The organism is Streptococcus sp. SM5 (assembly GCF_027497975.1).
Map to the genome: position 1 here is coordinate 14485 of NZ_JAJNSC010000029.1, position 15458 is coordinate 29942.

Sequence of the window (15458 nt, forward strand, 5' to 3'; positions counted from 1 at the left end):
ACAAAACGCATAGTATCAAGTTTTTTCAACACCTGATAGTATGCGTTTTTGCTGATTTTTAGGACTTTTGACTCAGCCTCTTTACTTAATCTTCTTAATACTTTGACTAAGGATAAATCCTACAATCATCCCTACCATATTTTGCATGAAATTCGGTAGGATTTCTGGTAGGGCTGCTGCCCAGCCATTCATCAAAGTTGAACCCAAGGCGTAGCCCCCTACCATGGCAATCGTTGCTAAGATAAGACCTAGCCACTGAGCTTTTCCTTTAAATCCTGCGAAAAATCCCTGCAAGCCATGGTTGACCAAGCTAAAGAACATCCACTGAGGATAGCCTGATAAGAGGTCAATCAAGAAACCTGCTAGTCCTCCTACTACAGCCCCTTCACGACTACCAAAGTAGAAGGCCGTAAAGAAGACACCCGCATCTAAAAGAGTTAGAATGCCTGTCGGTGTTGGAATTTTTAAGAAATAACCTAGAACCACAGAGAGGGCGGTTAATAGGGATACAAGGGCAATTTTAGTCGTTTTTGTTTGCTTCATATTGTCTTACTCCATACTGATCTGCTTGTGCAATAGCACGGTAAACGAAAGCCTTAGAGCTTTCTACTGCTGGTAAAAGTTCATCACCTTTAACCAAGTGACTGGCAATGCTAGAGGCAAAGGTACAACCTGCACCAGCATTTTGCCCTTGGATGACAGGATTTTCTAAGACTGTAAAGTTCTGTCCATCATAAAAAACATCTACAGCCTTGTCCTGACTAAGGCGATTGCCTCCCTTGATAATGACTGCTGGCGCTCCTAAATCATGCAATTTCTGCGCTGCAGCTTTCATGTCTTCCAAGGTTTTGATTTCCTGACCAGCCAATAATTCTGCTTCTGGGAGATTAGGCGTAATTACGCTCACATAAGGGAAAAAGCGAATCAACTCTTGGCAGAGCTCACTAACAGCCACGTCATGCGTTTCCTTGCAGACCAAGACAGGGTCCAATACCACAGGTACTCCTGGGCGTTGCTTGATAAAATCCAATGCTTTCTCAGCTACACTAACATTAGGGAGAAGACCAATCTTAATCCCTGCAAACTCCACATCACGCAAACTATCTAATTCATGTTGAAAAATGGCATCGTCAGTTGGAAAGACTTCAAACCCCTTCTCTGTCAAGGCTGTCAAACAAGTCACTGCTACAAAGCCATGCAAGCCGTTCAAAGTATAGGTAGCCAAATCTGCTGATAAACCACCGCCACTAAAAATATCATTTCCAGAAAGTGCTAAAATACGATTATTCTTCATAACGAATCTCCTTTAAATACAAACCATTTGGTGCTGCAGTGGGACCTGCAAGCTGCCTGTCCTTTTTCTTCAAGATGAGGTCAATCTGCTCTACTGGCATGCGGTTATTGCCGATTTTGAGCAGTGTCCCCACCATATTGCGAATCTGCTTATACAAGAAACCATTTCCTGAAAAGGTAAAGGTCAAAAACTGACCTGTCTCATCAACTGCTAAACTAGCTTCTGTGATGGTGCGAACCTTATCCTCTACACTAGTCCCAGAGGCTGTAAAACCGGTAAAATCATGGGTTCCCTCTAACTTTTTGATTGCAATCTGCATGCGTTCCACATCGAGTGGATAGGGAAAGTGAGTGGCATAGTGACGGCGCATAGGATTTTTAGGACGGCCCCTATCCACGATAAACTCATAGGTCTTACTGTGCTTAGCATAACGGCAATGAAAATCATCCGCCACAAGCTCAATCGAAATCACATCAATATCTTCAGGGGACTGAGTGTCTAGAGCAAAACGGAGCTTCTCCTCATCCATTTGATAAGGCAGGTCAAAATGAATCACCTGTCCCAGGGCATGAACCCCACTATCTGTCCTACCAGCACCGTGAACAGTAATGGCTTGCCCTTTATTTAGCTTGGTCAAGGCTTTTTCAATTTCTTCCTGAACGCTACGCGCATGAGGCTGGCACTGAAAACCAGCAAAGGCGTAACCATCATAGGAAATAGTTGCTTTATATCTTGTCATAACTTCTATTTTATCAAGAAAATAATCTGTAAACAAGAGTCTAAAATAAATATTGTCTGGGTACAAAAATCCCGAAAGAAAAACTTAGGAAATGAATCCTAAGCTCTCTTTTGAAGTAGATACATGACAAAGATAGAGGTTACAATCAACCATGAGCCTAAAATGGCAAAGACCAACATACCATTGTGAGTTAGTAAGCCAATTGCACCTAGAACAAATGGAGTCGTAAAGGCTCCGAAACTACAGCCTAATACAGCAAATGAGGTTGCTTGATTGAGGAGTTTAGCTGGAATTCTTTCAGAGACAAGTTGAAAGACCGTCGTCAAGGCTACACTGTAGGCAAAACCAGCCAGAATGCTTCCTGCCACCACCACCCACAAGGATGGAGACAAGGCAATCACAATTTGCCCTAAGCCAAAGGTAATACCAGACCAGAGGAGCAGTTTCTCTTTAAAGATAGAAATCAAGAAAGAGAAACTCACACCAGCCACAATCCCGATTAACTGCATGACACTAAGAACAAAACTAGATAACTGGGCATCTCCAAGCCCTCTTTCCACCATCAAGCTTGGAATACGGATGGTAATAGCTGTATTGGTACAAACTACAACTGCCGCTTCGATAGCTAGGATAAAAATCAAGCCCTTCATTTCCCTAGTTAAGCGACTTGCTTCCTTCTCCTTTCTCTTGACTTCTTTCTTTTCCTTTCCATAAGGGACAAAGAGCAGATAAAGGGTCAGTACCAAAAATCCAGCACTATAGGCTAGGAAGGTAGCTGTCCAACCAAAGGCCAACAACTGGCCGACTGCCAAGGTGATGAGAGAAGCCCCAACGACCTCTGCAGAACCGCGTAGCCCTAACATCTGAATTCGCGTTTTTCCTTGAAAGCGTTCACTGATAATGGAAATGGCCTTGGCATTGATCATCCCAACACCTAAACCAAAGAGAATACGTGTTCCAAAGACAAAAGGATAGGCTTGATACCAAAAGGGTGCTGTTCCACTCAGTGATAAAATCAGTAAACCCAAACTAATCTGTAAGCGCTCAGGGAATATTTTTTCTAAGAAACCATTTAGTAGTAACATGATCATGATCCCAAAGGAAGGCAAGCTCACCAAAAGCTCAATTTGTTCCTTAGGATAACCTTGATAATAGTCAAACATGGCTGGTAGGGCACTTGAAATCGAAAAGGACGTAATCAAAACGAGGGAGAGAGCCAAAATACTGGCCCGTTCTAAAAATTGTTTCATGAAATCTCTTTCTATCTTTCTCTTAATCTTCTATTTTTTGATGGTTATCAAGCAAGAAAAGAAGAAGTCTCATTGGTTTGTAGACTCCTTCTTAAACTCGAAAATGAATCCCTTGTGTCTTATACTCAATGAAAATCAAAGAGCAAACTAGGAAGATAGCCGCAGGCTGTACTTGAGTACGGCAAGGCGAAACTGACGTGGTTTGAATTTGATTTTCGAAGAGTATTAGGATGACTTTCTCTTGATTTGCTTAATAAAGTAGAAGATAAATCCTGCCACCATATAGGCAACAAAGATAATCAGACACCACTTGAACACGACATCCCACCCCTTGTTCACATTCAAAAAGAAGTAAGGGAAGGGACTGACCTTAGAATTAGGAACATCAAGTTTCAGTACCAAGCCATTAAAAAGAGCAAAAATCATATAAAGCAAGGGTAAAATCGTCCACACAATTGGATCCCAAATCTTGTATTGACCCTGTTTGTCAAAAAAGAGGGTATCTGCTAAAAACCAGAGGGGAACGATATAGTGGCAAAGGAAATTTTCTAGGGTATAGAAATTAGTCGCAATGGGCGCCAGGAGGAAATGGTAAATCACACAGGTAATCATGATACTCATGGTGACCCCACCTTTTAAGCGCAAGAGGCTTGGCCTTTGCCAGTTTTCACCTAAACGGCTCATAACCTTTAGGAGATAGAGCGTAAAAATCGCGACTACAAGGTTGGACAGAACCGTATAATAGAGCAACATCCCAAAGCCACCATGCTTGGCGATTTCAAGATAAACTCCCGTAAAAGCCGCTAGAAACAAGAAGATACGGCTATAAAATACTAGTTTATAGTGCTTTGACATGCTTAAATTTTCTTCACAAACTCTGATTTGAGTTTCATGGCACCAAAGCCATCGATTTTACAGTCGATATTGTGGTCGCCTTCTACGATGCGAATATTTTTCACGCGCGTTCCTTGTTTCAAATCTTTTGGCGCACCTTTTACTTTCAAGTCCTTGATGAGGGTTACTGTATCACCGTCAGCCAATTTATTTCCGTTGGCATCGATAGCGACAAGGCCTTCTTCTACTTCTGCAACTTCAGCAGGATTCCACTCATTAGCGCACTCTGGGCAAACCAGTAGTGCACCGTCTTCGTAGACATACTCTGAGTTACATTCTGGGCAATTTGGTAGGTTGTTCATGGTTTCTCCTTATCATCATTCACTATTCTTTGAAAATCAAAATTTCTCGAACAGCAACTATTATACCTTAAAATTAGTATTTTGACAAATGAGTCGCCGGAGGAGTAAAGAAAAAATCATGTAACTTTTTCTGCTACATGATTTTTAAAAGATAGTTTATCATGAGTAGTGATACAGAAACTCATGATAGAAAGGGATGCATTTATCTTATAAACCAGGTGCTTGTCCAAGTTCTGCGGCAAGCATCCAGATTGTTTTATCAGTTTCAGTTTTAGCATCTGAGAAGATACCGTTTGTCACATCATCACCCTCTTCATCAGTGACATCCAAACCTTTTTGGAAGAGTTCTGACAAGTAACGGTAGATAGCAAGCACACGTTCCAAGCTTTCTTCAACATTACGGTATTCACCAGCTTCTTCTTCGATTTCACTGTTTTGAAGGAATTCTGTCAATGTAGAGAATGGGCTTCCTCCAAGTGTGATCAAACGCTCACTGATTTCATCCAATTGACCGTCAAGAGCTTCCATATACTCATCCATTTTTGGATGCCATACAAGGAAACCACGACCACGCATGTACCAATGCACTTGGTGCAAAGCAACGTGAGCTACATACAAATCAGCAACAGCTTGGTTCAAGACTTCCTTTGTTTTTGCCAATGCTACTGGCGCTGCTTTTGTCAATGATGTTACGTCTTTTACTGCTTCTTTTTTCAATTCTACCATTTTATTTTACCTCATTCATTATTATTTGTAACCACTTCTTAGTGTTTACTCCCTTAGTATACTACTAATGAAAACCAATAGCAAGCCAAATGACTCACATGAGAAAAGTTGCAATAGACTGATAATTTAAGAAAAGTTTAGTTAGTTCTGATTAGCTCACTTTATCAGATTTACTTGAAAATTGGCTTTGGTAAAGTTCATAATAAAAGCCTTTTGCTTAGAGTAATCTTTCGTAATTTCCCTGCTCAATAATCTGTCCATCCTTAAGAACGAGAATCTTATTTGCTTCTTAAATGGTCTAGAGACAGCGGGCGATGACAAAACTGTTCCTTCCTTTCATCAACAGTTTCATAGCTTTTTGAATCAAGAGTTCCAAACGGGTATCAATAGAGGAAGTCGCCTCATCTAAAATGAGAATTTTAGGATTAGCTAGAATAGCAAGCGCGATGGTCAACAGTTGTTTTTGCCCGAGGGAAATATTGCTGGAGTCTTGGTTCATCTCCATGATATAACCACCAGGAAGAGTTCGAATAAAATGGTCTACATTAGCCGCTTTAATAGCAAAAAAGAAAGGACGATATTTGTCCTTTCTCGATTTTAGCTTTTCTTCAACCAAATAATGTTAATAAAGAGTCGATTATTTTACAAAGTCAAGCAATGCCAAGAAGCTTTCAGCTTCAAGTGACGCACCACCAACAAGGGCACCGTCAACGTCTGGGCAAGCCATGTATGAAGCAACGTTTTCAGGTTTAACAGAACCACCGTACTGAACACGAACTTTGTCCGCAACTTCTTGACCAAAGTCAGCAGCTACAACGTCACGAACAACTTTACACATTTTTTGTGCGTCGTCTTGTGAAGCTGATTTACCAGTACCGATAGCCCAGATTGGTTCGTAAGCGATAACTGATGCAGCAACTTGTTCAGCAGTCAATCCAGCCAATGCTGCAGATACTTGAGCACCTACAAACTCAGCAGCTTTACCAGCTTCGTAAGTTTCAAGTGACTCACCACAACAGATGATTGGAAGCATACCGTTTGCAAAGATTGCTTTTGCTTTTTTGTTGATATCTTCGTCAGTTTCATGGAAGTAGTCACGGCGTTCTGAGTGACCGATAACAACGTAATCAGTACCGATTTCTTTCAAAACTTGTGGGCTTGTTTCACCAGTGAAAGCACCTGCATTTTCAAAGTAGCAGTTTTGAGCAGCAACCTTAAGGTTTGAACCTTTTGCAGCCGCAAGAACAGTTGTCAAATCAAGAGCTGGAGCTGCGATACCTGCTTCAACAAGATCTGATGAAGGAAGTTTTGATGCAACTGCTTCAACGAATGCTTTAGCTTCTTCTGGATTTTTGTTCATTTTCCAGTTACCAGCGATAAATGGTTTACGTGACATTTCACATACCTCTTTTTTCAATTTATTTTCTATTTATTTTATCACAATTAGACACAGCTTGCAAATCTTACTCGGATTTCAAGCCTGCTTACATGGATTAATCCTTCCAGAGATCCATGGCATTTCTGAAATCTGCCGATACCTGTGTCAACTGAGGATTACTTGCTTCTCTCTCTGCTCGCTTGGCCTCTATTTGAGGCACACTTTTAATGCCTTCATGGCGCCAATTTCTCAAAATGGCCTGAATGTACTTCCAGTTTGGTTTTCCATTCAAAACAGCTTCACGAAGAGCTTCCTTAATCAAGTCAGCACTAGTTCCATCTTCCTTAAGAGTCTTGGTCAAATCCTCAATCTCAAAAGGGGTCAACAGGCGTCCCAATTCCTGCTGGAAGGTTTCCACTAAATCTTTAAGCTGATTTTGAGGTGTCAACTGGTCTGAACTTGAATGAGCAGCTCCAAGCAGGTCATCCAAACGTTCCAGAGCCAAACTTGCATCAAAAAGCAATTCAATTTCACCATTCAATTCGATGGTTCGATACTGAAGCAGTCCCCTTTCCGTCAGATTGGAAATAGCCTGATTGACATCCGAAATTTCCTTGCCAATCCTTTCAGCAATCTGGCTTGGCGACATTTCTTCTAAGCCTGTCGTATTTTGAAAATAGAAAAATTGCCAGACCAGAAAATCATCGCTAGACGGAAAGAGTTCCTTAAAATGCAAGAGCAGGGCACTCGGTAAAACCAAGTTCCCTGATTTAAAAGCGTCTAAATATGTCATAATTCCTCTTATAAATACCCAAATGCGGATGCATCATCTTCTATTTTTCTCCAGTCAAAAGGGGTTTCCTGATAGACCGCATAATTCACCCAGTTACTGAAAAAGAGGGCTGCTGATGAAGACCAACAAAGACAAGGTGTCTGATTAACATCATTATCCTTAAAGTAATTTTCTGGAATATGTGGATCTAAACCTGCATCACGATCCCTAAAATACTCTTTTGCCAAGGTATCACGGTCATATTCCAAATGCCCAAAACTATAAATTTCTCGTAAATCCCGACTGGCCAAAATCGAAACCCCAACCTGCGGGCCCTCTGATAAAATCTCAAGATTGGTTTTATTTAAGACCTCTTCCTTAGAAATCTCCGTATGCCGAGAATGAGGTGATACGTAGCTATCGTCAAATCCTCTAAAGAGAAGATGACCTTCCTTTAAAGTGTCCTGAGGATAAATACCCGATAACTTACTGTCCATCTGGTGTTTTTCCACTCCATAGCGAAGATAGAGTCCAGCCTGAGCTCCCCAACAGATATGAAGGGTCGAATAGACATGGGTCTTGGACCACTCAAGCACCTGACTGAATTCCTCCCAATAGTCCACTTCCTCAAATGGTAAATGCTCAATCGGAGCCCCTGTGATAATCATCCCATCAAAATACTCGTCCTTGACTTCAGGAAAAGTTTTATAAAAAGTCTCCATATGCTCTGCACGAGTCGTCTTGGAACGGTGGCTCTCCATATAGAGAAAGTCTATGTCCAATTGCAAAGGAGTATTTGCTAAATGCCGTAACAACTGGGTCTCTGTGACCACTTTTTTGGGCATTAGGTTTAAAATCAAAATTTTCAAGGGACGGATATCTTGGTGGGCCGCACGTTGATCATCCATGACAAAGATATTCTCTGTCCGTAAAATCTCAACAGCTGGCAATTTTTTATCAATTCGAATCGGCATAACCTTCTCCTAACTGTATTCTTTCAGGAATCATTGCATATGTTTGAAGCCAAATCTCAAACACTTAGTCCTTTTATTATACTGCAAGAAGATATAGTTTTCAATTATAGTTTTTCTCTAACTAGCTATAGTCTATTTTTATATCCTAATGTAGAGAAAACAGCCCTAGGGACTGTTTTTCATTAATAATGCATAAGAACTTTGTAATCGTAGTCACCGATTTTTTCACGGCCGTTCAAGTCATCCAATTCAACAAGGAAGGCACAACCTGCTACAACACCACCAAGTTTTTCAATCATTTCGATAGTTGCCTTAACAGTTCCACCTGTTGCCAAGAGGTCATCCACGATAAGAACACGTTGACCTGGCTTAATAGCGTCAGCATGCATAGTCAAGGTATCAACACCGTACTCTTTTTCATAGTCAGCAGAAATGACTTCGCGTGGCAATTTACCTGGCTTACGAACAGGTGCAAAACCAATTCCCAATTCAAAGGCAACTGGACAACCCACGATAAATCCACGAGCCTCAGGCCCTACGATCATATCAATTTTCTTGTCAGTAGCATATTGAACGATTTCACGAACAGCGTAGCTATAAGCATTCCCATCAGCCATCAAAGGACTGATATCACGGAAAGTAATACCTTCCTTTGGATAATTTTCAATTGTTGCAATATAATCTTTTAAATTCATCTTTTTCTTTCTTTCAAAGTTTTTACTCTCTATTATACCATATTTTCTCCAAAAGAAGAAAGTAAAACTCCATTTTCCTTTTCAAGTCAAGAGCAAAAATAGTTCACTTCCAACTTTATTGGATACAAAAGCAATCAAAAAACGAGCACTTTCGTACTCGCCTTTGTTTATAAACTACTGATTAAAGTGAGTTTACGTCAACTTTGATACCAACACCTTGAGTAGTTGTGATAGTCAAGTTTGTTACGTAAGTTCCTTTAGCTGTAGCTGGTTTTGCTTTTTGGATTGTTTCGTTGAAAGCTTTGAAGTTTTCAACCAATTTTTCAGCTTCAAATGATACTTTACCGATGATTGCTTGAACATTACCTGCACGGTCAGCACGGTAAGTAATTTTACCACCTTTAGACTCTTCAACTGCTTTAGCAACATCCATTGTTACAGTACCAGTTTTAGGGTTTGGCATCAAGTTACGTGGTCCAAGGACACGTCCAAGACGTCCAACAAGAGCCATCATGTCAGGTGTAGCAATAACTACGTCGAAGTCTAACCAACCGTCATTGATTTTAGCAACAAGGTCATCTTCACCAACAAAGTCTGCACCAGCAGCTTTTGCTTCTTCAGCTTTTGCACCACGTGCGAAAACAAGAACGCGTGAAGTTTTACCAGTACCGTTTGGCAATACCATTGCTCCACGGATTTGTTGGTCAGCTTTTTTAACGTCGATGTTCAAGTTGTAAGCAACTTCTACAGTTGCGTCAAATTTTGCAAAGTTAGTTTCTTTTGCAAGTGCTACAGCTTCTTCTACGCTGTATGCTTTTGTGCTGTCGATTTTCTCAAGAGCAGCACGAAGTTGTTTGCTTTTTTTAGCCATTTTCTATTCTCCTTGTAAGTGGTTCAATCGATTTTCATCTCCCACGTCACTTCTCGAAATGATGAAGTCTTGCGGGTTATATTGGGGGTGTTATTGATTAATCAACAACAGTGAATCCCATAGAACGAGCAGTACCTTCGATCATACGCATTGCAGACTCTACGTTTGCTGCGTTCAAATCTGGCATCTTAGTTTCTGCAATTTCTTGTACTTGTGCACGAGTAACTGTAGCAACTTTAGTTTTGTTAGGTGTACCTGATCCTTTTTCAACACCTGCAGCTTTTTTCAAAAGAACAGCAGCTGGTGGTGTTTTAGTGATGAAAGTAAATGATTTATCTTCGTAAACTGAGATAACAACTGGAATGATCATACCAGCTTGGTCAGCTGTACGAGCGTTGAACTCTTTTGTGAATCCCATGATGTTGATACCAGCTTGACCAAGAGCAGGTCCAACCGGTGGAGCTGGTGTAGCTTTACCAGCAGGGATTTGCAATTTTACAAGTTTTTCGACTTTTTTAGCCATTTTTAAATCCTCCTTTGTGGTTTTGGCGGTAATTAGAGATTTTTACCTCCCACAAGTATGCTTTTCACATACCCATCTATTATACACTATTTATCTGGAATTGCAAGAGAAAAGTTTATTTTTTAATCGACGTAATCTCCACCTTCAAAGCCGAAATACTCTTCCAAACTGAGGCCACTAGCTGCAATCTCTTTAGCCTCTTTTCCGACATAACGAAGGTGCCATTCCTCAGCCATATAGCCTGTTTCCTTTTCCTTACCTTTAAGATAACGGACAACAAAGCCATAATCAGCTGCATGGTCCAAAAGCCATTGGGCCGCTTTTTCTTCTGTCACCAAATCACCATTTGTCCCAATCACATCAAAGGCCAAGCCTGTCTGGTGCTCGCTATAGCCAGGGCGAGCAGAGTAACGGTCTGCTGCAGCCTTTCCATCTTTATTGACATAATCTTGATAGAGGTTAGTCTGAGTCTCGTAACTTCTAAAACCACTGTATTGATCACTAATTGGGAAGCCTGCCTCTTGCATCGCTTTGATGAGTTTGACCAACTCAGCCTTGGCTGTTGGATTTTCCCCTGGATTGTAGTCTTTAGATAATGGATAATGTTTATTTGCTACGATAATTTCATCGTATTTCCCTTGAATACTGTAGTAGTCACCTTTATTAACCACTTCTGCTTTTTTCTGGGTGGCTTCTTGAGACTTATTTCCGACTGTTCCATCAACTTTGGCTGTTTGTTCTGTCTTAGCTGCTCCATCTTCATTTTTTGCTTTTTCCTGTGAACAAGCTGCTAAACTCAAGGCTAGCAAGGCTGTCAAGACAAGGTATCTTTTTTTCATTTCTACTCCTTTATTTTCAATAATTTATCTAGTTCTGACGATAAACGTTCGACTAATCTTTTAATCTCATCCGGTTTTGCTTGGCAGGTTTCTGCTGTCATTTCTTCAAAGGGAACCCACCAGACTGGCCCACGCCCCTTGAGACCGTGACCATTCATGTCACCTCTTCGTCTAGGAAAAAGATGCCAATGAAGATGGGCATCACCATTTCCTAGCAGTTCGATATTCATTTTCTCAGCAGCAAAGGCCTTAGCAACCGCCTCTTGGACTAAACTCATTTCCTCTAGAAAACGGATTCTAGTTTCCTTCTCTAAATGATGCAATTCGGTGACATGTTCCTTGGCTAGAAAGAGACTATAGCCTGCAAAATACTGGTGGTCTCCAATCACAAGATAGCCTGTTTCCAACTCTTTGACAAAATAGGGATTTTCTCCCTTCTTGATGAGTTCAATTCTCTGGCAAATCAGGCACATATTAGTCCACCAACGTGCTCTTAAGGTAAGCATCCACCATACGCTCTGTTGCAACCACCGAGTCAATATGAGTACGCTCATAAGAATGACTAGACTCGATACCAGCACCGAGAAGGGCGTGTTTGACTTCTGCCCCTGCAGACATAGCTGCTGAAGCGTCCGAACCATAAAATGGATAGATATCCAGCTTAAATGGAATATCTTGCTCTTTAGCCAAAGCAACCAAGTGTTGACGGAAGTCATAGTGATAAGGTCCAGAAGCATCCTTGACACAGATAGACACTGTATCTTCGTCTGTTTGCTGGTCATCTCCCATAGCTCCCATATCCACAGCCAGATATTCTACTACCTGAGCAGGAATGTTAGAATTAGCACCGTGTCCCACTTCTTCAAAGACTGAAAAAGCAAAATGGGTTGTTACTGGCAATTCAATCTTCTCTTCCTTATAAATACGAAGCAGGTTAAGCAAAATCGCTGCGCTGACCTTATCGTCCAAATGACGAGACTTGATAAAACCTGTCTCTGTCACGACAGTTCGTGGGTCAAAGCTGATAAAATCACCGACCTCAATACCAAGAGCACGAGTTTCTTTTTCACTGGTTACTTTTGCATCCAAACGCACTTCCATATTGTCCTGCGTGCGTTCTGCAGTTCCTGCATCCTTATAGACATGGCAAGAAGTCTGGTGGATGAGGATGGTTCCTGATACTTTTTCACCTGTGCTAGCCACATGAACGGTACAGTTTTCTCCTTCAATCATGTTCCAAGGGAAACTACCGATACGGTCCATTTTGAGACGGCCATCTGATTTGACAGCACGGACAATAGCACCCAGCGTATCCACATGGGCAGTCACATAGCGATGCTCCTCATCATTTTGACCTTTGATGGTCACATTGACACCACCCTTAGCTGTGCGAACCGGCTGGTAACCAAAACCTTCTAGAGTCTTGACTAAATAGTCCGAAATCTCCCGAGTGAAGCCCGTTGGCGACGCAATGGCTGTCAGTTCTTTGATATATTCTACTGTTTGATTCATTTCTTCACCTCTTTTGCTACCTATTATAACACATTTATCATCGGATAAAAAAAGAAAATCACTCCTGTAGACTTGGCTACAAAAGTGATTTTAGTGATTATTCCATTTCAAAAACATCGCTTTCTTGCTTGTTTGGTAGAACCAATGAGAGCAAGATTCCAACAATGGCTGGTACCAACCATGGGAGTGATGCTTTAGCAAAAGGAAGAGCGTTGACAAAGTTTGCAAGAAACTCAACCTTAAACGAGCTTCCTAGTACGCTTGCAATGGCAATAGCTGTAACCACAGCAATTGTCAATTGCATACCAGGTTTTGAAAGGGCAACAAATTTGTTGACAATGACAATCATAACGATGGCAATCGTGATTGGGTACAAAATAACCAGTACTGGAATGGAGTACTTGATAATCGCATCAAGACCCAAATTAGCAATGGCAAATCCAATCAAGGTAAAGGCTGTCGCATAGACCTTGTAACTGATTTGTGGGAAACGTTCATTAAAGAACTCAGCTGTTGACACAATCAAACCAACCGTTGTTGTGAAGCAGGTTACGGTAACCATAGCTGCAAGGAAGAGTTGGGCTGTTGAGCCAAAGATTTCTTGAGTGGCTTGTGACAAGATGTAAACACCTGGTGTTCCACCCTTCATCGCTTCAGCTGGTACTGGGAAATGATTTCCAAGGAAACCTAAACCGATATAAAGAGCACTGAAGGCAAGGGCAACAACGATACCAACCACCCAAATAGTCGAAATGTATTCTTTCTTACTTGAAAATCCAAGTTGTTTCAAGGTTTGAACTGCAATCACACTAAAGGCAACTGAAGCAAGGGCGTCCAAGGTATTGTAACCTTCTAAGAAACCTGTACCAAAGGCAGAAGCTTGATAAGCAGCTGAAGCAGCTTGAGGACTTGTTCCACCGTATTTGAAAGCTCCAAGAACAACTAAGATAACAATCAAAATCGCAAAAACTGGTGTTAAAATACGGCCGATACGATCTAAGATTTTTGATGGATTAAGCGAAATCAAATAGGCTGCTGCAAAATACAGAACTGTAAAGACAATCAAACCAAGACCTTTATTGGCATCCGACAAAAGAGGCTTAATCCCTACTTCGTAAGCTGTTGTAGCTGTACGCGGGATAGCAAAGAATGGACCGATTGACAAGTAAAGAACTGAGAGGTAAAGAGTCGCAAACCAAGGCGCTATCTTTGTAGAAATCTCGTAGATATATCCTTTAGGATTTAGCGTTCCAATAATAAGAGTCAAGACGGCGATACCGACGCCTGAAAAGACAAAACCTGCGATGGCAGGAAGAAAATGTTCTCCAGATAAAGCACCTAGAGAAGGCGGAAAAATCAAGTTTCCCGCACCAAAAAATATTCCAAACAGGAGCAAACCTGTTAGAGCACCTTTTTTAGCCATGAAAATCTCCTTCATATTTATAAAATACTGACCTAGTATATCATGAATGGGAGTATGAAAAAAGCTTCACGAAGTAAATATTGAATGTTTTCAAGATTCTCAAAAATGAGAATTGTCTAAAAATAAAATTCTCCTACCCAGTCCACACCAAGTAGGAGAAATTCTAATGTTTATACTCTTCGAAAATCTCTTCAAACCACGTCAGCTTCACCTTGCCGTACTCAAGTACAGCCTGCGGCTAGCTTCCTAGTTTGCTCTTTGATTTTCATTGAGTATTAAAGTTCTTCAAAGGCCATCATGCCACCTTGTACATTGATAACCTCATAACCTTGTTCAGCTAGAAATTGACAAGCGCGCGCCGATCTCATTCCAGATTTACAAATAACATAATGTAACTGATCCTTGTCCAATTGATCATAAGTATCAGCTAATTGACTCAGAGGAAGATTCTGAGCACCTTCTAAATGAAGAGCGTCAAACTCTTCCACTTCTCTCACGTCCACTAGAGAAAGTTGGTCGTTTTGGTAAAGCTGGTAAAATGCGTCAAAGGTAATTTCTTTCATTCTTTTTCTCCTAATACTCTTCGAAAATCAAATTCAAACCACGTCAGCGTCGCCTTACCGTACTCAAGTACAGCCTGCGGCTAGCTTTCTAGTTTGCTCTTTGATTTTCATTGACTATAAAATAGTTTTAATTCTTTTTTTCAAATCTGGCACCACTTCTGACTCAAACCAAGGATTTTTGGCCATCCAGATTTGATTTCGAGGCGAGGGGTGAACTAGTGGAAAATAGGTTGGCAAGTAGTTCTGGTAATGTTTTACCCGTTCTGTCACCTTGCCACTGATTTTCTCCTGCAAATAGTAAGCCTGGGCATATTGCCCAATTAAGAGGGTCAACTGAATATCGGGCAATTCTTGTAAGAGTTGCGGATGCCATTTTTCGGCAAAACCCGCTCTTGGTGGTAAATCACCTGATTTGCCATGCCCTGGAAAGTAGAAATCCATAGGCAAGACAGCAAAATAGCCTGAATTGTAAAAGGTATCCTCATCCACACCTAGCCAGTCTCTCAGGCGGTCACCACTCTTATCTTTCCAGTAAAGGCCTGCTTCTTGGGTTTTAAGACCAGGCGCTTGACCGATGATATTGATGCGAGCAGTCTTTGGCGCTGCAAAGAGAGGCTCGATGCCACGCTTTGTATAGGTAGCATTCTGCGGATCCGCCATGATATCCTGCTTGATTCTTTCGATTTGAGACATCTACTTTCCC

19 protein-coding genes and 1 pseudogene are annotated in these 15458 nt (G+C 41.2%); all 20 read right to left on the minus strand.

All coding sequences use genetic code 11. The annotated features are described in order from the left end of the window. Positions 1–81: 81 nt before the first annotated feature. Positions 82–543 carry an ECF transporter S component gene (locus PAN07_RS15505; protein WP_084863029.1) on the minus strand — a complete coding sequence of 154 codons (462 nt, stop codon included), beginning with the start codon at positions 541–543 and terminating at the stop codon, positions 82–84. Continuing rightward, on the minus strand, positions 521–1294 hold the full coding sequence (locus PAN07_RS15510) for a bifunctional hydroxymethylpyrimidine kinase/phosphomethylpyrimidine kinase (protein ID WP_265465189.1): 774 nt from the start codon (positions 1292–1294) through the stop codon (positions 521–523). Before PAN07_RS15510 ends, PAN07_RS15505 begins: the two co-directional genes overlap by 23 nt. Beyond that, positions 1284–2033 carry a tRNA pseudouridine(38-40) synthase TruA gene (gene truA / locus PAN07_RS15515; protein WP_269798284.1) on the minus strand — a complete coding sequence of 250 codons (750 nt, stop codon included), beginning with the start codon at positions 2031–2033 and terminating at the stop codon, positions 1284–1286. Before truA ends, PAN07_RS15510 begins: the two co-directional genes overlap by 11 nt. Positions 2034–2131: 98 nt before the next feature. Then, on the minus strand, positions 2132–3283 hold the full coding sequence (locus tag PAN07_RS15520; RefSeq protein WP_269798285.1) for an MFS transporter: 1152 nt from the start codon (positions 3281–3283) through the stop codon (positions 2132–2134). Between the two features lie 225 nt (positions 3284–3508). Beyond that, positions 3509–4138 carry a Pr6Pr family membrane protein gene (locus PAN07_RS15525; protein WP_269798286.1) on the minus strand — a complete coding sequence of 210 codons (630 nt, stop codon included), beginning with the start codon at positions 4136–4138 and terminating at the stop codon, positions 3509–3511. 2 nt (positions 4139–4140) lie between these two features. Next, on the minus strand, positions 4141–4479 hold the full coding sequence (locus PAN07_RS15530) for a zinc ribbon domain-containing protein YjdM (RefSeq protein WP_084863024.1): 339 nt from the start codon (positions 4477–4479) through the stop codon (positions 4141–4143). 207 nt (positions 4480–4686) lie between these two features. Continuing rightward, positions 4687–5205, minus strand: a complete 519-nt coding sequence (locus PAN07_RS15535; RefSeq protein WP_004237560.1) for a Dps family protein — start codon at positions 5203–5205, stop codon at positions 4687–4689. Positions 5206–5422: 217 nt separating this feature from the next. Further along, a pseudogene (locus PAN07_RS15540) lies at positions 5423–5761 on the minus strand (ATP-binding cassette domain-containing protein); the annotation flags it as partial. Between the two features lie 81 nt (positions 5762–5842). Beyond that, positions 5843–6601 (minus strand): triose-phosphate isomerase, encoded by a 759-nt coding sequence (gene tpiA, locus PAN07_RS15545; protein WP_000087893.1) that lies wholly within the window; start codon positions 6599–6601, stop codon positions 5843–5845. 97 nt (positions 6602–6698) lie between these two features. Next, positions 6699–7376, minus strand: a complete 678-nt coding sequence (locus tag PAN07_RS15550; protein WP_261116853.1) for a DnaD domain-containing protein — start codon at positions 7374–7376, stop codon at positions 6699–6701. Between the two features lie 8 nt (positions 7377–7384). Continuing rightward, complete coding sequence (gene metA, locus PAN07_RS15555) at positions 7385–8329, minus strand: homoserine O-succinyltransferase (protein WP_120718916.1); 945 nt, start codon at positions 8327–8329, stop codon at positions 7385–7387. Positions 8330–8511: 182 nt separating this feature from the next. After that, positions 8512–9024, minus strand: coding sequence for an adenine phosphoribosyltransferase (locus tag PAN07_RS15560; RefSeq protein WP_020902089.1), 513 nt, complete (start codon positions 9022–9024; stop codon positions 8512–8514). A 181-nt stretch (positions 9025–9205) separates the two neighbouring features. After that, complete coding sequence (rplA, locus tag PAN07_RS15565; protein WP_001085675.1) at positions 9206–9895, minus strand: 50S ribosomal protein L1; 690 nt, start codon at positions 9893–9895, stop codon at positions 9206–9208. A gap of 97 nt (positions 9896–9992) precedes the next feature. Then, positions 9993–10418 (minus strand): 50S ribosomal protein L11, encoded by a 426-nt coding sequence (rplK, locus tag PAN07_RS15570; protein ID WP_001085807.1) that lies wholly within the window; start codon positions 10416–10418, stop codon positions 9993–9995. Between the two features lie 122 nt (positions 10419–10540). Beyond that, entirely contained in the window at positions 10541–11257 is a 717-nt protein-coding gene (gene ldcB, locus PAN07_RS15575; RefSeq protein WP_020902091.1) for an LD-carboxypeptidase LdcB/DacB, read from the minus strand. A gap of 2 nt (positions 11258–11259) precedes the next feature. After that, on the minus strand, positions 11260–11730 hold the full coding sequence (locus tag PAN07_RS15580) for an HIT family protein (RefSeq protein WP_269798296.1): 471 nt from the start codon (positions 11728–11730) through the stop codon (positions 11260–11262). Position 11731: 1 nt separating this feature from the next. Then, positions 11732–12769 carry a M42 family metallopeptidase gene (locus PAN07_RS15585; protein ID WP_049510678.1) on the minus strand — a complete coding sequence of 346 codons (1038 nt, stop codon included), beginning with the start codon at positions 12767–12769 and terminating at the stop codon, positions 11732–11734. Positions 12770–12866: 97 nt separating this feature from the next. Beyond that, positions 12867–14192, minus strand: a complete 1326-nt coding sequence (gene brnQ, locus PAN07_RS15590) for a branched-chain amino acid transport system II carrier protein (RefSeq protein ID WP_269798287.1) — start codon at positions 14190–14192, stop codon at positions 12867–12869. 275 nt (positions 14193–14467) lie between these two features. Then, positions 14468–14755, minus strand: coding sequence for a rhodanese-like domain-containing protein (locus tag PAN07_RS15595; protein ID WP_042750454.1), 288 nt, complete (start codon positions 14753–14755; stop codon positions 14468–14470). Positions 14756–14869: 114 nt separating this feature from the next. Then, positions 14870–15448, minus strand: a complete 579-nt coding sequence (locus tag PAN07_RS15600; protein ID WP_269798288.1) for a uracil-DNA glycosylase family protein — start codon at positions 15446–15448, stop codon at positions 14870–14872. Positions 15449–15458: the final 10 nt, after the last annotated feature.